Consider the following 18,574-nt stretch of genomic DNA (forward strand, 5'->3'; position numbering starts at 1 on the left):
TTCCCTGCGCCGGGTGCCCCCCAAGGGGGACGACACCCTCGGTGCGGGGCGGCCCTTCCTCAGTGTCTCTGGTTTAGTGATTGGACGGCGCGTTGGTCATGGGAAGGCCGGCGGCGCGGCGTGCAACCACGAGGCGCTTGCGCATGGCGATTTCCTGCATGTCCAGCTCGCTGACCAGGCTGCGCAGCGATTCGTCGTTGATGCGGTGGGCCTGTCTTTCGGCGTAGTAAAAGTCCCGTTCGGCATGAATGCACTCGATGCGGGTTTCGATTTCCATCACATAGCGCAGCTTGCGCTGGCGCACGACTTCGGGCGCTTCGCGCAGCAGTTCTATGCTTTGCGCGGCGCCGCTGCCGTCGTCCAGCAACTGGATGCGGTTGCGGTATTCCTGGGTCAGGTGGCCGTTGACCTCCTGGCGCATCGCCACCCATTCGGGGTCGCGGCGCAGTACTTCCTCCTCGCTCAGCGTCAGCTTGGCCATGGCCGCCATGCAGGCCTGTTCGCGGGCCAGCCGCTCCTCACGCACGGTGGGCGATTCTTCATGCGGGGGCAGATGGCGCAGCACGATGGGAAGGCCCACGGCCCCGATCACCAGCGTGAACAAGATGGTGCCCGTGGCGAGAAAGACCAGCATGTCGCGACCCGGGAAGGGCTGGCCGTTGTTCAGCAGCATGGGCACGGACAGCGCACCGGCCAGCGTGACCGCGCCGCGAATGCCGGCCAGCGTGGTGGCCAGGTTCAGCAGCTTGGAGGGGCGTTCGGTCATCTTGCCCTGGCGGTGGGCGCGCAGCAGCGAGCCATGCACACCCAGCACCAGCCAGATCCAGCGCATCAGCAGCAGCGCAAACGAAATCGCGGCCACATAGCCGACCAGAATCCACCAGTCATGGCCGGCCTGATGCAGCGGCACGCCGATGATGGATGGCAGCTGCAGGCCCAGCAGCAGGAAGATGGCGCCGTTGAAGGCCGCTTCCACCATGCTCCAGGTGCCTTCGGTCTGCAGGCGTTCACTGATATAGCTGCTGCGCTCCAGGTCGGCGAAATTGGTGGCGATGCCAGCGGCCACGGCAGCCAGAATGCCGGAGACACCGATCTTCTCGCCCACGATATAGGCGGCAAAAGGCAGCAGCACCAGCAGCAACACCATCTGCGTGGCGGCTACGTCACCCAGGCGGCGTGTGATGGTGCCGCGCGCATGGCTGAAGCCCCAGCCTATCAGCGCACCCACACCCAGGCCGCCGACGGCCATCCAGGTGAATTCCTTGGCGACTTCGCCCCACGAGAACATGCCGGTCAGCGTGGCTGCAATCGCAAATTTCAGCGCCACCAGACCCGATGCGTCATTGAGCAGGGACTCGCCCTCCAGCACATGCATGGTCTTCTCGGGCATGCCCAGATTGCGCGTGATGGCCGAAACGGCCACGGCATCGGTGGGCGAGATCACGGCGGCCAGGGCAAATGCCACGGTCAGCGGAATCTCGGGAATCATCCAGTGGATGAGATAGCCCAGGCCCAGTACGGTAAACAGAACCAGGCCCAGGGCCAGCAGCAAGATAGGCTTGGCCAGTGCGAAGAATTCACGCTTGGGGATGCGCCAGCCGTCGGCAAACAGCAGCGGTGGAATGAAGAGCAGCAGGAACAGCTCCGGGTCGAACGCGATGTGCAGACCGGCTTGCGGCCAGGCAATCAGCGCACCCAGTGCGATTTGAATCAGAGGCAGGGGGATGGCCCGGATATAGCGGGCCACAATGCCTGTCAGCGCTCCCAGCAGCAAGACAAGCAGAACGGTTTCAACAGCGTGCATAAGGCATTTTCTTCAACTGCAGTGGCAGCGCTGTGTCCGGGCAAGAAAAAAACCAAGTTCTCACATCAGTTATCAAGCGGCAAGGTACGAGCCGTAACCCGTGAAACAGGCGTGTGCCAAGCAAGGGACGGCCGGCAAGGGCCGCCCCGCAGCGAGGCCGTCGTCCCCCTAGGGGGAAGCGGCGCAGCCGCTCAGGGGCAATCATTTTTTAAGGGCAAGCGATGAGCATTCTGGGTACACAACTGAATCCGCGTTCGGCAGATTTCTTGGCCAACGCTGCCGCCATGCAGGCGCTGGTCAATGAGCTGCATGCGCGCTGCGATCAGAACGCACTGGGCGGCAACGAAGCGGCACGCGCCAAGCATGTGGCGCGCGGCAAGCTGCTGCCGCGCGAGCGCGTGCAGCGGCTGCTGGACCCCGGCACGCCGTTTCTGGAGCTGTCGCCGCTGGCCGCGCTCAATATGTACAACAACGATGCGCCGGGCGCCGGCGTGATTGTCGGCGTGGGCCGCGTCAGCGGCGTGGACTGCATGATCGTCTGCAACGATGCCACCGTGAAGGGCGGAACCTACTACCCGATGACGGTGAAAAAGCATCTGCGCGCGCAGGAGGTGGCCGCGCAGAACCGTCTGCCCTGCATCTATCTGGTCGATTCGGGCGGTGCCAATCTGCCCAATCAGGACGAGGTCTTCCCCGACCGCGAGCACTTCGGCCGCATCTTCTACAACCAGGCCAATATGAGCGCGCAGGGCATCGCCCAGATCGCCGTGGTCATGGGTTCGTGCACGGCAGGCGGCGCCTATGTGCCGGCCATGAGCGACGAGTCCATCATCGTCAAGAACCAGGGCACCATCTTTCTGGGCGGCCCTCCCCTGGTCAAGGCCGCCACCGGCGAGGTGGTCAGTGCCGAGGACCTGGGCGGCGGCGATGTGCACACGCGCCTGTCGGGTGTGGCCGACCATCTGGCCGAGAACGATCTGCATGCGCTGGCGCTGGCGCGCCAGGCGGTGGCGAACCTGAACAAGGACAAGCCCGGCTCACAGGCCGATCATGCGCCGGCGGCGCCGCTGTTCGAGAGCGAAGAGCTGTATGGCGTGATTCCCGTCGATACGCGCAAGCCCTTCGATGTGCGCGAGATCATCGCCCGCATCGTGGACGGCAGCCAGTTCGATGAGTTCAAGGCCCGCTTCGGCAACACCCTGGTCTGCGGCTTTGCACGCATCGAGGGCATGCAGGTCGGCATCATCGCCAACAACGGCATTCTGTTTTCCGAGTCTGCCGTCAAGGGCGCACACTTCATCGAGCTGTGCTGCCAGCGCAAGATTCCGTTGGTGTTCCTGCAGAACATCACGGGCTTTATGGTCGGCCGCAAATACGAAAACGAAGGCATTGCCCGTCATGGCGCCAAGCTGGTCACGGCCGTGGCCACGGCGGCGGTGCCCAAGTTCACCATCATCATCGGCGGCAGCTTTGGTGCGGGCAACTACGGCATGTGCGGCCGTGCCTATTCGCCCCGTTTTCTCTGGATGTGGCCCAACGCGCGCATCAGCGTCATGGGCGGCGAGCAGGCGGCCAGCGTGCTGGCCACCGTCAAGCGCGACGGCATCGAAGCCAAGGGCGGCAACTGGAGTGCCGAAGAAGAGGAACGCTTCAAGGCGCCCATCCGCCAGCAGTATGAAGACCAGGGCCATCCCTATTACGCCACGGCGCGTCTCTGGGACGATGGCGTGATCGATCCCGCCGACACGCGCCGCGTGCTGGCGCTGGGCCTGGCTGCTGCGCGCAATGCTCCGATTGAAGACACGCGCTTCGGCGTATTCCGCATGTAAGCGGACAGAGGCTGCCAATCATGTCGCGTCGCCATTTCCTCACCTGCTTGCCGCCAGTCCTGCTGTCGGCTGCGCTGGCCATGCCCATGGTTGGTGCTGCCGAGCCAGCGGTGCAGCGCATGGATGCGCGCATTCCGGTCTGGGTGCCAGCGAGCGGCGATTCGCCCGCACACAGCGCTGAGTTGGCAGGCCATGTCTATCGTCCTCAGGGGGCGGGTCCTTGGGGACTGATCGTGCTCAGCCACGGCACACCCAGCGGCCAGGAGGCGCGCGAAGCCATGAGCGATCGCTACGGTCCTCAGGCCCGTGCTCTGGCCGAGCTGGGCTATGTGGTGGTGACGGGCTTGCGGCGCGGCTATGGCGCATCGGATGGCCCTCTGGCCGACCGCTATGGCAGCTGCGATGCCCCCGATTACGCCCATGCGGCCCAGGAGGCAGCGCGCGATGTAGCGGCCATCATGACTTACGGGCAAAAGCTGCCCTATGTCGATGGCTCGCATGTGCTGCTGCTGGGCAAGTCTGCCGGCGGCTTTGCCTCGCTGGCACTGGCGGCGCAGCAGCCCGCGGGTTTGCGCGGCGTCATCAACTTTGCCGGCGGCCGGGGTTCACAGCCTCAGATGCGTGAAAAAGCCGCGGTTTGCGGCGAGGCGCAACTGCTCAAGACCGTGGCCGGCTTTGCCGCCACCAGCCAGGTGCCCCAGCTGTGGATTTATGCCGAGAACGATAGCTACTTTCGCCCGCCGCTGGTGCGCAAGATGGCTGAAAGCTATCTGGCCGCAGGCCAGAACCTGAAACTGGTGTTCGCTCCATCCAGCGGCGCCGAGGGACACCAGTTCTTTGACCGCGCAGCCAATATCGGGCAATGGTTGCCGCAGGTCCGAGAATTCCTGATGCAGCAGCTGCCGGGTACGGCGGCTGCGCAACTGCAAAGACCTAACTCACTGGGAGACAAGCCATGACTGCTTTGACTTTGACCGTGGACGGCGGCATCGCCCGCGTCACGCTGGCTCAGCCCGCCATTCGCAATGCCTTCAGCGATGCGGCGATTGCCGAGATCACCGCTGCCTTCCTCCAGGTCGGCGAGCGTGCCGATGTGCGCGCCGTGGTGCTGGCCGCAGAAGGACCCGCATTCTGCGCGGGCGCGGACCTGAACTGGATGCGCCGCATGGCTGACTATTCGCGCGACGAAAACCGTGTCGATGCGGGTCTGCTGGCCGAGATGCTGCGCGTCATCTACGAATGTCCCAAACCCACGATTGCGCGTGTGCAGGGCGATGTCTATGCAGGCGGCATGGGTCTGGTGGCCTGCTGCGATATGGCGGTGGCAGCCGACACGGCGGGCTTTTGCCTCAGCGAGGTCAAGATCGGCCTGATTCCCGCCACCATCAGCCCCTATGTGATCCGCGCCATGGGTGCCAGAGCCGCGCACCGTTACTTTCTCACGGGCGAGCGCTTTTCGGCGCAGGAGGCGCATCGCATCGGCTATGTGCATGAGGTGGTCGATGCCGACGGGCTGGACGCCGTGGTCGACGGCTGGCTCAAGCATTTGCTGAGTGCCGGCCCCGCCGCTGTTCGAGCCTGCAAGCGCCTGGTCCTGGACATGGCCGAGCGCGAAATCAGCGAGCAGCTGATTGCGGCGACCGTGGAGTCGATTGCCACCATCCGCGCCAGCAGCGAAGGCAAGGAAGGCGTGCAGGCCTTTCTCAACAAGCGCAAACCCAACTGGCTGCCCGGATGAGATGACAAACCTTGTGTCCGGGGCGCTTTAGAGTTCGGGCGAGACATAGGGAATGAACACCATGGATATCTGGCAAACCATCATCGACTGGCTGCACCGCATCGGCCTGCACATAGCCCCCGAAACGGCCAGGGCCGTGGGCGATGCTGCTGGCCAGGTCACAGATGTGGCCGCCAGGGCCGGGCAAGCCGTGGGGCAGATGGACATGGCCTCGATGCTTGCGCTGGCAGCGGCTCTGGGCTGGGCCAGCGGCTTTCGCCTTTATGCCGTGGTGTTTGTCGTGGGCCTGCTGGGTGCAAGTGGTCTGATGCCGCTGCCTGGCGGTCTGCATGTGTTGCAGCATCCCATGGTGCTGGTCATCAGCGGCGGTCTGCTGTTCGTGGAGTTCTTTGCCGACAAGATTCCCGTGGTCGATTCGGTCTGGGACCTGTTCCAGAGCGTGTTGCGCATTCCCGCCGGGGCGGCACTGGCGGCCTCGGTCTTTGCTGCCGACAGCAGCACCATGGCCATGGCCGCCGCCTTGATGGGCGGAACGCTGGCCGCGACCAGCCAGGCTGCCAAGACCACGACGCGTGCCCTCATCAACACCTCGCCCGAACCGTTCTCTAACGTGGGAGCCAGTCTGGCCGAGGACACGGTTTCGCTGGGTGCCATCTGGCTGGCGCTGACCAATCCGCTGGTCTTTGCCGCCGTGCTGCTGGTCGTGGTGATTGCGATGTGGCTGGTGATCTGGGCGCTGTGGCGCTTTCTCAAGGCGATTTTTCGACGTCTGCGCGGCAGTGGCGATGCGCAGGATTCATTGCAAAAAACATAGCTGCTTGCGCTTGATTTATATGCGCTGAGTGGTGATTTGACCGATAAACGGAGACGATATGTTCAAGAAAATTCTGATTGCGAATAGAGGTGAAATCGCCTGCCGCGTAGCCGCCACCGCCCGTCGCATGGGTGTGAAGACCGTGGCCGTGTATTCGGATGCCGATGCCCGGGCCAAGCATGTCGCGGCCTGCGACGAGGCCGTGCACATCGGCGGCAGCGCGCCCAAGGACAGCTATCTGCGCTGGGAGCGCATTCTCGAAGCCGCACAAGCCACAGGTGCCGAGGCCATCCACCCCGGCTATGGCTTTCTCTCCGAGAACGAAGACTTTGCCAATGCCTGCGCGGCGGCCGGTCTGGTCTTCATCGGCCCGCCCGCCAGTGCGATTCGCGCCATGGGTCTCAAGGCCGAGTCCAAGCAGCTGATGGAAAAGGCCGGCGTGCCGCTGGTGCCCGGCTATCACGGTCATGACCAGAACCCCGAGTTGCTGCAACGCGAGGCCGACCGCATCGGCTATCCCGTGCTCATCAAGGCCAGCGCGGGTGGCGGCGGCAAGGGCATGCGTCTGGTGGAAAAGAGCGAGGACTTCGCGGCTTCGCTGGAGTCCTGCAAGCGCGAGGCCATCAACAGCTTTGGCAACGATGCCGTGCTGATCGAGAAATACGTGCTGCGTCCGCGCCATATCGAGATTCAGGTGTTTGGCGATACACAGGGCAACTGCGTCTATCTGTTCGAGCGCGACTGCTCGGTGCAGCGCCGCCACCAGAAGGTGCTCGAGGAAGCGCCGGCGCCGGGCATGACTGCCGCGCTGCGCCAGAAGATGGGCGAGGCCGCCGTGGCCGCCGCCAAGGCCGTGAACTATGTGGGCGCGGGCACGGTGGAATTCATCGTCGAGCAGCCCGGCGGCTACGACCAGCCCGAAGCCATGAAGTTCTACTTCATGGAAATGAACACCCGGCTGCAGGTGGAACACCCCGTGACCGAAGCCATCACGGGCGAGGACCTGGTGCGGTGGCAGCTGCTGGTGGCTTCGGGACAGCCTTTGCCCAAGGCGCAGTCGGAACTCCGTATCCTGGGCCATGCGATCGAAGCACGCATCTGCGCCGAGAATCCCGAGAACAACTTCCTGCCCGCCACCGGCCATCTGGCCGTCTATCGCAAGCCCGTGTGCAGCAGCTTCGAGATCAGCGATGTGCGCGTTGACGATGGCGTGCGCGAGGGCGATGCGATCAGCCCCTTCTACGACTCCATGATCGCCAAGCTCATCGTCCATGGCGAGGACCGTGCCCAGGCGCTGGCGCGTCTGGATGCGGCGCTGGCCCAGACCCATATCGTGGGCCTGACGACCAATGTGCAGTTTCTGCGCCAGGTGGTGAAAAGCCAGGCTTTCTCCAATGCCTTGCTCGATACCGCGCTGATCGAGCGCGAGCGCGAGGCCTTGTTCGGCAAGGATTTCGTGGGCCGCGACCTGGCCGTCGCCGCTGCCATGGCCTGGCAGTTGCAGGGCGAGCAGGCAGGCCAGGGTGCCGACCCCTTCAGCCGCCGCGACGGCTGGCGCATGTCGGGCCGCTATGTGCGCTCCTTCGGCTTTGCCTACCGCGGCGAGGACTTCACGGCCGGCCTGGCCTATGGCCGCGGCACGCAGGCGGCGCAGACCTATCAGCTCGGCATTGGCGAGGGCGAGAGCCGCAGCGATGCCACGCTGCAGTGGCGCGCACTGGCCGACGGGCGGCTGGAGCTGGGCCTGGACGGCAAGCGCACGGTGGTCGTGGTCCATGCCCAGGGCGACCAGCTGTCCATCTTCACCGAGGCGGGCAGCACCCAGATCACCGTGGTCGACCAGCTGGCCCACGCCGGCGATACCGGCCATGAAGGCGGCCGCCTGACGGCACCCATGCCTGGCAAGGTGGTGTCCTTCACCGTCAAGGCCGGCGACAAGGTCAGCAAGGGCCAGCCGCTGGCAGTGATGGAAGCCATGAAGATGGAGCACACGATTGCTGCCCCAGGCGATGGCGTGGTGCTGGAGCTGCTGTATGTGCCCGGCGACCAGGTCAGCGAAGGCGCGGAGCTGCTGCGTATCGAGGTGGCCGCCTGATCCGGCCAGGGTTGAACTGTTTAACAAAAAGAGCGGCTTGCGCCGGACCATCCATGAATTCAGTTGCTTTCAATGATGAAATCGAGTCGGGTAAAGCGCAAGAAGCTTCTTTTTTGATAGCGGTCCATTGGCCATCCGCGTCTGCAGCAGGCATGGCAAAGCGTTAGGCTTGGCATCCATGAAAGTCTTATTTTGCTGTGACGATACGCGGCCGGAACCCTGGCTCAAAGGTTTGCATGACGCGCTGCCGGGCGCGGAGATTGCCATCTGGGAGCCGGGCGCGCCCCAGGCCGACTATGCACTGGTCTGGGCGCCGCCCCAGCAGTTCCTCGACGAGCAGGCGGCCGGCCTGAAGGCCATGTTCAACATCGGCGCGGGCGTGGACGCCTTGCTGCCGCTGCGCATTCCCGCCGAGCTGCCCGTCTACCGCCTCGAAGATGCGGGCATGGCCGTGCAGATGGCCGAGTATGTGGCCCAGGCCGTGATCCGCTTCTTTCGCGGCCTCGATCAGTACGAGTCCGATATGTCGCAAGGCCTGTGGCAGCACCAGCGCAACCCCAGGCGGGTGGACTATCCCGTGGGCGTGATGGGCCTGGGCAAGATGGGCGAGCGCGTGGCCAGGGCGCTGACGGTGTTCGATTTCAAGGTCAATGGCTGGAGCCGCTCGCCGCGCGAGCTGCAGGGCGTCGAATGCTTCAGCGGCATGGACAGCCTGGACCGCTTTCTGTCCGAGACGCGCATTCTGGTCAACCTGCTGCCCCTGCACGACGAGACCCGCGACATCATCAACGCCCGCACGCTGGCGCTGCTGCAGCCCGGAGCCTATGTGATCAATGTGGGGCGCGGCGGCCATGTGGTCGATGCCGACCTGATTGCGCAGATCGAGTCCGGCCATGTCAGCGGCGCCATGCTGGATGTGTTCCGCGAGGAGCCGTTGCCCGAGAATCATCCGTTCTGGAAGCAATCCAGAATCATCCTCACCCCCCATACCTCGGCCCGTACGCTGGCGGCGGACAGCATTGCCCAGATCGTGGGCAAGGTCGCTGCCATGAGCCGGGGAGAGCCCGTCACAGGTCGAGTCGATCTGAGAAAAGGGTATTAACCCCCTGAGCCGTTGCGCCTAGGCGGCTTAGCGGCTTCCCCCTTTCTCTGCGGAAGGGGGACGACGCCAACGCTGCGGGGCGGCCCTTGCTGGGCGTCTCTTGCGACGGGGGATTGTTCAGTGGTCCAGGTAAAGAAGCGATAGGAGAGCGAAATGAAATACCCCGCACGCGTCAAGATCATCGATGTGGGCCCGCGCGACGGCCTGCAGAACGAAAAGCAGCCTGTGCCTGCCGCGGTCAAGATCGAGCTGGTGCAGCGCCTGCAGGACGCCGGCCTCAAGGAAATCGAGGTCACCAGCTATGTGTCGCCCAAATGGGTGCCGCAGATGGCGGACAACGCCGAAGTCATGGCTGGCATAGCGCGCAGAGGCGGGGTGCTGTATTCGGTGCTGACGCCGAATCTCAAGGGCTTCGAGGCCGCGCTGGCCGGCAAGCCAGACGAGATCGTGGTGTTCGGTGCGGCCAGCGAGGCCTTCAGCCAGCGCAACATCAACTGCTCGATTGCAGAGAGCATCGAGCGCTTTGCGCCCGTGGTGCAGGCGGCCCTTGAGGCCGGCATTGCCGTGCGCGGCGCCATGAGCTGCACCGTGGGCTGCCCCTACGAGGGCGAGATCGCGCCCGAGAAGGTGGGCTATCTGGCCGGGCTGATGAAGAATATCGGCGTGCAGCGCGTGGACGTGGCCGACACCATCGGTGTGGGCACGCCCGTCAAGGTGCAAAAGGCGCTGGAAGCCACGCTGGCACACTTCGATCTCGACCAGGTGTCCGGCCATTTCCACGATACCTATGGTCAGGCCCTGAGCAACACGCTGGCGGCGCTGGACCTGGGAGTGTGGAACTTCCAGTCCTCGGTCGCTGGCCTTGGCGGCTGTCCCTATGCCAAGGGCGCCACGGGCAATGTGGCCACCGAAGACGTGGTCTATCTGCTGCAGGGCATGGGCATAGAGACCGGCATCGATCTCGACAAGCTGATCGATGCGGGCCAGTTCATCAGCGAGTACCTGGGCCGCCCCACGCAGTCGCGCGTGGCCAAGGCCTTGCTGACCAAGCGCGCGGGTTGAGGCCAAGCCCGGTCCGGACCGGCATGGGCGTTGTTACCATCGCCGCCATGCAAGCAAGATCACGTTTTTCGCGGGCCCTGTGTCTGGTGGCCGCTGCCCTGCTGGGCGGCTGCGCCGGCATGGATGCCCAGGAGTGCAGGGACACGGACTGGGCCTATCTGGGCCAGTTGGACGCCATGGACGGCAAGCAGGACATCACCACCCGGGCCAAGCGCCATTTCCGTACCTGCAAGGACAACGGCGTGCAGATGGATGTGCGGGCCTACCAGCAGGGCTGGCAGCAGGGACTGCGGGGTTTTTGCACGGCTGAAAGCGGCAAGGCGTTTGCCGAGACGGGCCGCAAATACCAGTACGGCTACTGCCCGGCGCAGGTGGAGTCTGCCTTTTTGCAGGGCTATGGCCCGGTGCGCGAGCGGCTGGACATGCAGGAAGAAATGACCCAGCTGCAGCAACGCATCGACATGAAGAAAAAAGAGCTGCGCGAAGCACGCAGCGCCAGGAACAGCTCCAGTCATATTGCTTATGTGGAGAAAGACTTGCGTGATCTGAATCTCGAGTTGCTGCAACTGCGCTTCAAGCTCGCGCAGATGCCGCCCAAGTAAGCGCAGCCGCAGATGCAGACAGCAGCAGATTTCATTACGGCACTGGATGTGGACGAATCCGTCAAGGCCGTGCAGCTGGAGTCGATCTCGCGCGCGCTCATGCCCTGGCTGCAGCGGGCGCCAGCGGCCGAGGTCAAGCAACTGGCGCAGGCGCTGCTGGCGGGCAATACGCGCTGGCATGTGACGCTGCACGACACGTTGTCCTGGCTGGCCGACGACGACTGGCCGGCGCTGGTGGCCGCAGCCCTGCAATCGGCCCAGGCGCGCGGCAGCATGAGCGAGGCAGAGCGCACGGTGCTGGAAGCCGCCAGCTATCAACAGCCTGAACTCATCAAGCCTTTGATAGCGCCCCTTGCTGAACTGGACTGCGATGTCGAGCAATTTGAGGCTGAAGAGCAGGTGCATAGCGCGCAAGAAGCTATGCATTTGATATTCCCTCCGCGCTATCTGGATCACGCAATTGCCTGGATTCCCCGGCACTGGCACCCCAGCTGGAATCTGCAGCACAGCCCTGAACGCTATCGCTTTGGCGGCGCGGGCGCAGGCAACTGCCAGCATTGCGGCGAGCCGCTGCAGCACCTGATCAGCTTGCCGGCCAGCAAGGTATTTGGCAGCGATCAGCCTGCAGACCAAACCGTGCATCTGCAGCTATGCCTGTCCTGCATGGAAAGCGGCGTGGGCGAGCTGCATTACCGCCACGATGAAACAGGCCAGGCACATTGCCTGAACGCGGCCGCAGATGGTCAGCTGCAGGAGCCGGACTGGGAGTACGGGCCTTTGCGCGCTACCGAGGTGGCACTGGCAGAAACGCCCGCACGCTGGCAGCGCCAGGATTGGGGCCAGTCCAACGGCCGCGAGAATCTGTACCGCGTGGGGGGCGAGCCTGCGTGGATTCAATCGCCCTGGCAGCCGCTGTGCACCTGCTGCGGCCAGAGCATGCGCTTTGTGCTGCAGCTGGATTCTCAGATTCCGCAGGCTGATGGTGCAGACGCTCATTACTGGGGCAGCGGCGGCATGCTTTACGGCTTTGCCTGTACGCCTTGCGCGTGCAGCGCCTTCATCACTCAGTACACTTGATGCACGGGGCGCGGTGGGCGCTCTTTCTTCGAGAGTTTGTATGTGTGGATCAGAACTTCACGCGCTGCCTGAAGGCGTGCAGCGCGTCAGCCGCTTTTTGCAGGATGCCGGTCATCCGCATGCACCGCAGATGCTGGACGGTGCTGCGCGTACCGCCCAGGAGGCCGCCGATCAGCTCAGCATTCTGGTCGGGCAGGTGGCCAAGAGCATCATCTTCAAGCGCAGGAGCGATGGCGCGGCCGTGCTGGTCGTGGCCTCGGGCGACAAGCGTGTCGATGAAAAGAAAGTGACGCAGCTGGTGGGCAAGGTCGGCCGCGCCGATGCGGATTTCGTCAAGTCCAGCACCGGCTTCTCGATCGGCGGCGTCAGCCCCGTGGCCCATGCAACCAAGGTCGTCACCTTGATGGATGCCGAGCTGCAACGCTTCGAGACCGTGTGGGCCGCTGCAGGCCATCCGCATGGCGTGTTTCCTGCATCGCCCGCGCAGTTGCAGGCGTTGACCGCAGCCCCCTGGTCGGACGTGGTGGAGCAGGCATGAGTACGGAACTTCTTCAGGAGCAGCAGGCTCAGCAGGCACAGCAGCTGGCGCAACTGGCCGCCAAGGCCGAGGTGGCCCTGGTCTGGGCCGAGGCCGACCAGCCCGTTGCTTCGCCCTGCATCAACGTCTGCCGCATGACGGCGGACCGCAGCCATTGCCAGGGCTGCTTCAGAACCATTGACGAGATTCGCGCCTGGTCCAAGGGCGATGCCGAGCTGCGTCTGCAGATCTGGGGCCAGCTGCTGCAGCGCGCCGGCCTCGAGGACCCGCGCCAGGCCGAGATCTGATCCCCTTTGAGGAGAGCCGACATGAAGCACATCACCTGTTATCTGGACTTTGTGTCGCCCTATGCGTGGCTGGCGCTGGAGCAGATGCCCAAGGCGCTGCAAGGGCTCAGCTATCACGTGGACTACCGTCCGGTGCTGCTGGGAGCCTTGCTGCAAGGCAATGCCAACCCCGGACCGGCCGGTATTCCTGCCAAGCGCGCCTGGACCTACCGCCATGTCACATGGCTTGGCCGGTCGCTGGGCATACCGCTGCAGATGCCGGCCCGGCATCCGTTCAAGCCGTTGCCGCTGCTGCGGCTGGCGCTGGCCCATGGGCGTGACGGCAGCATCAACCGCTTTGTGGCACAGGCGGTGATGCAGCATGTCTGGCAGGGCGGCCATGAGGCCAATGATGCGCAGCGCCTGCAGGAGCTGCGCGCGCAGCTGAAGGAGCAGTTGCGCCATGAGGAGGGCGGTGCCGAGGTCAAGCAATGGCTGCGCAGCAATACCGAGCAGGCGCAGCAGGCGGGCGTATTCGGCGTGCCGGCCTGGGTGGTGGACGGTCATGTGTTCTGGGGCCTGGACGGCCTGCCCATGCTGCAGGCCTATCTGCGTGGCGATGAGTGGTTTGCGCAGCAGTGGGAGGCTGCTGCCGGTGTGTCCTGGGGGCTGGAGTAAGGCTGCAGGTATGGGGCCTGAGCCGGGATCGAGGCGCAGGACGGTACTTTCTTCCAGGCATCGGCCATGGCGCCTAGGCGACGCCGGGCGTGACCGGCCTTGCATAAGCTGGTGCGGTTTTCAAGACCATCAAGGAGACCGCACCATGGATACCCAGCAGATGTTTTCGCTCAAGGGCCGCACGGCTCTTGTCACCGGTGGTTCGCGCGGCATCGGCCGCATGATCGCCGAAGGCTTTGTGCGCCAGGGCGCGCGCGTGTACATCTCGGCGCGCAAGGCCGAGGCCTGCGACCAGACGGCGCGCGAGCTGTCGGAGCTGGGCCACTGCGTTTCGCTGCCCGCAGACGTGTCCACCATGGATGGCGTGAAGTCGCTGGTCGATGCCTATGCGGCGCACGAAGGCCAGCTGGCCATCCTCGTCAACAACGCGGGCGCGGCCTGGGGCGCGCCCTATGACGAATTTCCCGAAAGCGGCTGGGACAAGGTCGTGGACCTGAACATGAAGTCGCCCTTCTTCCTGACCCAGGCGCTCACGCCCATGCTGCGCAAGTCGGCCGCAGGCGCGCAGCTGGCCAAGGTCATCAATATCGCCTCCATCGACGGCGTCTCGGTCAACCCCTGGGAGACCTACTCCTACGCAGCGAGCAAGGCCGGCCTGATCCACCTGACCAAGCGCATGGCCCTGCGCCTGGCGCCCGAGCGCATCGTGGTCAGCGCCATCGCGCCCGGGCCGTTCGCCTCGGAGATGAACAAGAACGCGCGCGATCATGCGGACGAGGCCGCGGGGCGCGTGCCCCTGGGCCGCATCGGCGAGCCCGAGGATATGGCCGGCGCCGCCATCTTCCTGGCCTCGCGCGCCGGCGACTATGTGGTGGGTTCCACCCTGGTCGTGGACGGCGGCTGCGCCTGGGCGCGCTGAGCTCACCTGAGCGCATCCATTGCATAAAAAGATAGCTCTTATCGCTTGATGGATAAGTAATTCAGATGCAAAAGTATCTGAATTTCAATTTCAATAAGCGAGCAAAGCTATTGTTTTTTGAACCTTCATTCCGACAAGAATGAATCCTTTCGGGGGCTGCTTTCCTGCCCTCAGGGATGCCACTGCGTGGCGCGCACAGGACTGGCGGCCGGCGTGGCGGAATTGCCGGCCAGCGCATAGGACAGCTTGTTGGCTGCGGCAATCACGGTCCGGGCCAGGGCTTCGAGCCTGGCCTCGGGCAGGCGCGATGCGGGGCCCGAGATGCAGACCGATCCCATGAGCCGCCAGTGCATGCCGAACACCGGCGCCGAGACCGTAGCCACACCTTGCTCGCGCTCGCCGATGGAGCAGTGGTAGCCCTTTCTGCGGATCTGCTCGTAGATCTCGCCGGGCTCGCCCGAGAACGCCAGGATGACGCGGCCCGGCGAGCCCTTGTCCAGTGGCAGCCCCTCGCCCATGCGCGCATGGTGGCGCAGGGCCTGCGGCCCTTCCACGCGTACCAGGCAGGTACGCACATGGCCCTCGCGCACGTAGAAAGCGGCGCTCTCGCCGCTGAGCTGGGTGAGCTCGCGCAGCGCTGGCTCCAGCACGTTCTGCACATCGAAGCCTGCCTGGTAGCGCGCGCCCAGCCAGCCCGAGGAAGGACCCAGCCGCCATTCCCCGTCCTCGCGCTGCACCATGTAGCCCGACCGGGCCAGCGTGCGCGCCAGCCGCAGCACCGTGGTCTTGTGCAGGCCGCAGCGCCGGCTGAGTTCGGCCAGCGAAAGATGCGATTCGCCCAGCGCAAAGGCCTCGAGCAGCTGCAGTGCGCGGGTGACGGCGATGACGCCGTCGCCGGACTTCTGTGCGGATTGGGTGGGGTTGCTCATGGTGCAATGCGTTTCATTCTACGAAACATCATTGTATGGGTTGAAACGTTTGCCTAAAGTTGCTCCAGCGGTTGGGCTTCCGGCCGCACACATCAGAACACGCTTCAAAGCGACCAACAGGAGACAATAGATGAACTTTCGCCCGCTTTCGCGCGCCCTGCATGCCGCCGTGCTCGGCTTCGTGGCCGTAGTCACTCCCTTCGCCGGAGCGCTGGCGCAGCCCGCCTATCCGACCAAGCCGATCCGCCTGATCGTGCCGTTCCCGCCCGGCGGCGGCACGGACATGATTGCGCGCACCGTGGCGCAGAAGATGGCCGAGCAGAACAAGTGGAGCGTGGTGGTGGACAACCGCCCCGGCGCGGGCGGCAACCTGGGCGTGGACGCTGCGGCCAAGGCCGCGCCCGACGGCTACACCCTGGTCATGGGCCAGACCAGCAATCTCGCCATCAACCCCTGGCTCTACGCCAAGCTGCCCTACGACCCGATCAAGAGCCTGGCGCCCGTGGCCCTGGTGTCCTCGGCACCCATCGTCATGGCAGCTCCCGCCAACACGCCCTACAAGACCTTTGCCGAGCTGGTGACGGCGGCCAAGGCCAGGCCCGACGGCATCACCCTGGGCTATTCGGGTAACGGCACCGTGGCCCATCTGGCGGGCGAGCAGGCCCAGAAGATCTCGGGCATGAGCCTGCGCCATGTGCCCTACAAGGGCGCAGGCCAGGCCATGACGGACCTGGTGGGCGGACAGATCGATCTGTACATGTCCGCCATTCCCACGCTGCTGGGCCAGGTGCGCAACGGCAAGTTGCGGCCCATTGTCGTGACCTCGCTGGCGCGCTCCAGCCAACTGCCCGACACGCCCACGCTGGCCGAGCTCGGCTACAAGGACTTCGAGGCCAGCTCCTGGTACGGCGTGCTGGCGCCCGCGGGAACGCCCGAGGCCATCGTGCAGCAGCTCAACAAGGCCATCAACCTGGCCCTGAAGCAGCCCGATGTGGCCGAGAAACTGCGCTCCGAGGGCGGCGACGTGCTGGGCGGCACGCCCCAGACCTTTGCCCAGTTGCTGCGCACCGAGGTGCCGCGCTGGGGCCGCATCGTCAAGGACTCGGGCGCCAGCCTGGACTGAGGCCGGTCACGCCACCGCGTCATCGCGCCAACAAACCACCCACCCAGCACACCTGCCGCGCCATGTCTGGCGCATATGCCTGGCGCATATGCCTGGCGCATATGTCTGGCATGTGCCCTTGCGGGCAGGACGCCGTGCGCCCTGCCACTACTGCACCTTCTTCACTTTCACCTCTGCAACCGGACCGAATCGCGGACTAATCATCATGAGCCAACTTCCAGAAATCATCCGTGACATCGAGCGCGTCAGCGCCGAGGTCGTCCAGAAGGCCTCGAGCTTCCAGGCCGCCATCCTGGCCGACGTGGCAGGCCGCCGCGGCACCATGAACGCACGCGTGGCGCCCGTGCACCAGGACATGAAGCTCGCCGGTCCGGCCTTCACCGTCGAGGTGCGCCCCGGAGACAACCTGATGATCCACGCCGCCATCGCCCTGGCCAAGCCCGGCGATATCCTGGTCATCGACGGCAAGGGAGACCAGACTGCGGCCCTGATGGGTACGCTGATGCTCAGCGCCTGCAAGAAGACAGGCCTTGGCGGCGTGATCGTGGATGGCGCGATCCGCGACAAGCTCGAGCTGCTGGAGCTGGGCTTTGCGGTGTTCAGCGCCGGCTTCAATCCTGCAGGTCCGACCAAGTTCGTGCCCGGTCGCATCAATCACCCTATCTCCTGTGGCGGTGCGACGGTGAACCCGGGCGACCTGGTGGTGGGCGACGCCGACGGCGTGGTCGTGATCGAGCGCGCCAAGGCGCCCGCCATGCTGGCGCTGGCCGACAGGAAAGTGGCCGACGAGGCCGCGCGCATCGAGGCCATCGCCCGCGGCGACACGGCCTCGAAGTGGCTGCCCGCCGCGCTGCGCGCGGCCGGCGTGCTCAAGGAAGGAGAGACGCTGTGAGCACCATCATCGTCACGGGCGCTGACCTGGCGCAGCAGGCCCTGGATCTGCTGCAAGGCCACGACATAGTCTACGCGGGCAAGACGCCCACCGAGCAAGACCTGGTGGACCTGTGCCGCCGGCATGATCCCGTCGCCATCATCGTGCGCTACGGCAAGGTGGGGGCGGCGGTCATGGAAGCCGGACCTTCGCTCAAGGTGATTTCCAAGCACGGCAGCGGCACGGACACCATAGACAAAGCCGCGGCCGCGCAGCGCGGCATCGAGGTCGTGGCGGCGGTCGGCGCCAACGCGGCGGCCGTGGCCGAACAGGCCCTGGCCCTGCTGCTGGCCTGCGCCAAGTCGGTGGTGCAGCTGGACTCGCGCATGCACTCCGGCCATTGGGACAAGCCCACGCACAAAAGCCTGGAACTGGCCGGGCGCACCGTGGGCCTGGTCGGCCTGGGCGCCATAGGCCTGCGCTTTGCGAAGATGGCCGATGCACTGGGCATGCGCGTGATCGGCTTCGATCCCTTTGCGGGCCAGCTGCCCGGCTACGTGCAGGCCGTGGACCTGGATACGCTGTGGCGCGAAAGCGATGCGATCTCGCTGCACTGCCCGCTGACCGACGACAACCGCAACCTGCTCAACGCCGCAACCCTGGCGTGCTGCAGGCGCGGCGTGATTGTGGTCAACACCGCGCGGGGCGGTCTCGTCGACGAGGCCGCGCTGCTGGCCGCCGTGCAGGAAGGCCAGGTCAGCGCTGCGGGCCTGGACAGCTTTGCCGTTGAGCCCATGGCGGCCGGCCACCCGTTCCTGCACCAGCCAGGCTTCATCCTCAGCCCGCACATCGGCGGCGTGACCTCGGATGCCTATGTGAACATGGGCGTGGGAGCGGCGCGCAACGTGCTTGCGGTGCTGGAGCGCGCCAGCGTCTCCTGAGCCGGGGCCTGTCCCGCAAGGCCGGTGAGACTGGCGGTGGGCTTTGCCGTGGGCGGGCCCAGCGCCTTGGTGGCTCGCGCCCTTGCCGGCCATGCCAGCCGGCCGCTGGGCCGGTCCTTCATCATCGACAACCGGCCCGGGGCCGACGCCATTCATGATCCCGGGGCTTTACGGCAAGCGGGTGAG

Annotated in this window: 18 protein-coding genes; 16 read left to right on the top strand and 2 right to left on the bottom strand. The window is 65.1% G+C overall.

Features of this window, described 5'->3' with window-relative positions; translation table 11 throughout:
* Positions 1–73 precede the first annotated feature (73 nt).
* Positions 74–1,804 carry a Na+/H+ antiporter gene (locus CTR2_RS02575; protein WP_087085199.1) on the bottom strand — a complete coding sequence of 577 codons (1,731 nt, stop codon included), beginning with the start codon at positions 1,802–1,804 and terminating at the stop codon, positions 74–76.
* Between the two features lie 221 nt (positions 1,805–2,025).
* On the opposite strand from CTR2_RS02575, the gene CTR2_RS02580 reads away from it, so the two are divergent.
* The 13 genes from CTR2_RS02580 (at position 2,026) to CTR2_RS02640 (ending at position 14,524) form a co-directional block, all read left to right on the top strand.
* The gene (locus CTR2_RS02580) at positions 2,026–3,633 is read left to right on the top strand and encodes a carboxyl transferase domain-containing protein (protein WP_087085198.1); all 1,608 of its coding nucleotides are present in this window, start codon (positions 2,026–2,028) and stop codon (positions 3,631–3,633) included.
* Between the two features lie 20 nt (positions 3,634–3,653).
* Positions 3,654–4,592 (top strand): alpha/beta hydrolase family protein, encoded by a 939-nt coding sequence (locus tag CTR2_RS02585; protein WP_087085197.1) that lies wholly within the window; start codon positions 3,654–3,656, stop codon positions 4,590–4,592.
* Complete coding sequence (locus tag CTR2_RS02590) at positions 4,589–5,371, top strand: enoyl-CoA hydratase/isomerase family protein (protein ID WP_003059063.1); 783 nt, start codon at positions 4,589–4,591, stop codon at positions 5,369–5,371. The genes CTR2_RS02585 and CTR2_RS02590 overlap by 4 nt, the downstream gene beginning before the upstream one ends.
* 61 nt (positions 5,372–5,432) lie before the next feature.
* A complete protein-coding gene (locus tag CTR2_RS02595) occupies positions 5,433–6,185 on the top strand; it encodes a DUF4126 domain-containing protein (protein WP_087085196.1) in 753 nt (250 codons plus the stop codon).
* A gap of 58 nt (positions 6,186–6,243) precedes the next feature.
* Positions 6,244–8,280 carry an acetyl/propionyl/methylcrotonyl-CoA carboxylase subunit alpha gene (locus tag CTR2_RS02600; protein ID WP_087085195.1) on the top strand — a complete coding sequence of 679 codons (2,037 nt, stop codon included), beginning with the start codon at positions 6,244–6,246 and terminating at the stop codon, positions 8,278–8,280.
* Positions 8,281–8,458: 178 nt separating this feature from the next.
* On the top strand, positions 8,459–9,382 hold the full coding sequence (locus CTR2_RS02605; protein WP_087085194.1) for a 2-hydroxyacid dehydrogenase: 924 nt from the start codon (positions 8,459–8,461) through the stop codon (positions 9,380–9,382).
* Between the two features lie 153 nt (positions 9,383–9,535).
* Positions 9,536–10,444 carry a hydroxymethylglutaryl-CoA lyase gene (locus CTR2_RS02610; RefSeq protein ID WP_087085193.1) on the top strand — a complete coding sequence of 303 codons (909 nt, stop codon included), beginning with the start codon at positions 9,536–9,538 and terminating at the stop codon, positions 10,442–10,444.
* Positions 10,445–10,467: 23 nt separating this feature from the next.
* Entirely contained in the window at positions 10,468–11,046 is a 579-nt protein-coding gene (locus CTR2_RS02615; protein ID WP_176391747.1) for a DUF2799 domain-containing protein, read from the top strand.
* 12 nt (positions 11,047–11,058) lie between these two features.
* Positions 11,059–12,123 carry a hypothetical protein gene (locus tag CTR2_RS02620; RefSeq protein ID WP_087085192.1) on the top strand — a complete coding sequence of 355 codons (1,065 nt, stop codon included), beginning with the start codon at positions 11,059–11,061 and terminating at the stop codon, positions 12,121–12,123.
* 40 nt (positions 12,124–12,163) lie between these two features.
* Positions 12,164–12,661, top strand: a complete 498-nt coding sequence (locus CTR2_RS02625) for a YbaK/EbsC family protein (RefSeq protein WP_087085191.1) — start codon at positions 12,164–12,166, stop codon at positions 12,659–12,661.
* Positions 12,658–12,948, top strand: a complete 291-nt coding sequence (locus CTR2_RS02630; RefSeq protein ID WP_087085190.1) for a DUF1289 domain-containing protein — start codon at positions 12,658–12,660, stop codon at positions 12,946–12,948. The genes CTR2_RS02625 and CTR2_RS02630 overlap by 4 nt, the downstream gene beginning before the upstream one ends.
* A gap of 21 nt (positions 12,949–12,969) precedes the next feature.
* Entirely contained in the window at positions 12,970–13,605 is a 636-nt protein-coding gene (locus CTR2_RS02635; RefSeq protein ID WP_087085189.1) for a 2-hydroxychromene-2-carboxylate isomerase, read from the top strand.
* A 145-nt stretch (positions 13,606–13,750) separates the two neighbouring features.
* Positions 13,751–14,524, top strand: a complete 774-nt coding sequence (locus CTR2_RS02640; RefSeq protein ID WP_087085188.1) for a glucose 1-dehydrogenase — start codon at positions 13,751–13,753, stop codon at positions 14,522–14,524.
* A gap of 170 nt (positions 14,525–14,694) precedes the next feature.
* On the opposite strand, the gene CTR2_RS02645 is transcribed toward CTR2_RS02640, so the two are convergent.
* Positions 14,695–15,453, bottom strand: coding sequence for an IclR family transcriptional regulator (locus CTR2_RS02645; protein WP_057091461.1), 759 nt, complete (start codon positions 15,451–15,453; stop codon positions 14,695–14,697).
* Between the two features lie 130 nt (positions 15,454–15,583).
* Here CTR2_RS02645 and CTR2_RS02650 point away from each other — a divergent pair, with 130 nt between their 5' ends.
* The 3 genes from CTR2_RS02650 to CTR2_RS02660 all read left to right on the top strand — a co-directional run bounded on the left by CTR2_RS02650 (position 15,584) and on the right by CTR2_RS02660 (position 18,388).
* Positions 15,584–16,576 carry a Bug family tripartite tricarboxylate transporter substrate binding protein gene (locus CTR2_RS02650; protein ID WP_087085187.1) on the top strand — a complete coding sequence of 331 codons (993 nt, stop codon included), beginning with the start codon at positions 15,584–15,586 and terminating at the stop codon, positions 16,574–16,576.
* A 205-nt stretch (positions 16,577–16,781) separates the two neighbouring features.
* Positions 16,782–17,468, top strand: a complete 687-nt coding sequence (locus CTR2_RS02655; RefSeq protein WP_087085186.1) for an RraA family protein — start codon at positions 16,782–16,784, stop codon at positions 17,466–17,468.
* Positions 17,465–18,388: an NAD(P)-dependent oxidoreductase gene (locus CTR2_RS02660; RefSeq protein ID WP_087085185.1), complete on the top strand. Its 924-nt coding sequence runs from the start codon at positions 17,465–17,467 to the stop codon at positions 18,386–18,388. Before CTR2_RS02655 ends, CTR2_RS02660 begins: the two co-directional genes overlap by 4 nt.
* Positions 18,389–18,574 lie beyond the last annotated feature (186 nt).

The organism is Comamonas thiooxydans (assembly GCF_002157685.2).
Lineage (GTDB): Bacteria > Pseudomonadota > Gammaproteobacteria > Burkholderiales > Burkholderiaceae_C > Comamonas > Comamonas testosteroni_H.

Coding starts and splice junctions, on each gene's coding strand:
- CTR2_RS02640 (WP_087085188.1), top strand. CDS start 13,751: ATGGATACCCAGCAGATGTTTTCGCTCAAGGGCCGCACGGCTCTTGTC.
- CTR2_RS02635 (WP_087085189.1), top strand. CDS start 12,970: ATGAAGCACATCACCTGTTATCTGGACTTTGTGTCGCCCTATGCGTGG.
- CTR2_RS02630 (WP_087085190.1), top strand. CDS start 12,658: ATGAGTACGGAACTTCTTCAGGAGCAGCAGGCTCAGCAGGCACAGCAG.
- CTR2_RS02605 (WP_087085194.1), top strand. CDS start 8,459: ATGAAAGTCTTATTTTGCTGTGACGATACGCGGCCGGAACCCTGGCTC.
- CTR2_RS02595 (WP_087085196.1), top strand. CDS start 5,433: ATGGATATCTGGCAAACCATCATCGACTGGCTGCACCGCATCGGCCTG.
- CTR2_RS02610 (WP_087085193.1), top strand. CDS start 9,536: ATGAAATACCCCGCACGCGTCAAGATCATCGATGTGGGCCCGCGCGAC.
- CTR2_RS02580 (WP_087085198.1), top strand. CDS start 2,026: ATGAGCATTCTGGGTACACAACTGAATCCGCGTTCGGCAGATTTCTTG.
- CTR2_RS02575 (WP_087085199.1), bottom strand. CDS start 1,804: ATGCACGCTGTTGAAACCGTTCTGCTTGTCTTGCTGCTGGGAGCGCTG.
- CTR2_RS02615 (WP_176391747.1), top strand. CDS start 10,468: ATGGGCGTTGTTACCATCGCCGCCATGCAAGCAAGATCACGTTTTTCG.
- CTR2_RS02590 (WP_003059063.1), top strand. CDS start 4,589: ATGACTGCTTTGACTTTGACCGTGGACGGCGGCATCGCCCGCGTCACG.
- CTR2_RS02655 (WP_087085186.1), top strand. CDS start 16,782: ATGAGCCAACTTCCAGAAATCATCCGTGACATCGAGCGCGTCAGCGCC.
- CTR2_RS02600 (WP_087085195.1), top strand. CDS start 6,244: ATGTTCAAGAAAATTCTGATTGCGAATAGAGGTGAAATCGCCTGCCGC.
- CTR2_RS02625 (WP_087085191.1), top strand. CDS start 12,164: ATGTGTGGATCAGAACTTCACGCGCTGCCTGAAGGCGTGCAGCGCGTC.
- CTR2_RS02645 (WP_057091461.1), bottom strand. CDS start 15,453: ATGAGCAACCCCACCCAATCCGCACAGAAGTCCGGCGACGGCGTCATC.
- CTR2_RS02620 (WP_087085192.1), top strand. CDS start 11,059: ATGCAGACAGCAGCAGATTTCATTACGGCACTGGATGTGGACGAATCC.
- CTR2_RS02585 (WP_087085197.1), top strand. CDS start 3,654: ATGTCGCGTCGCCATTTCCTCACCTGCTTGCCGCCAGTCCTGCTGTCG.
- CTR2_RS02650 (WP_087085187.1), top strand. CDS start 15,584: ATGAACTTTCGCCCGCTTTCGCGCGCCCTGCATGCCGCCGTGCTCGGC.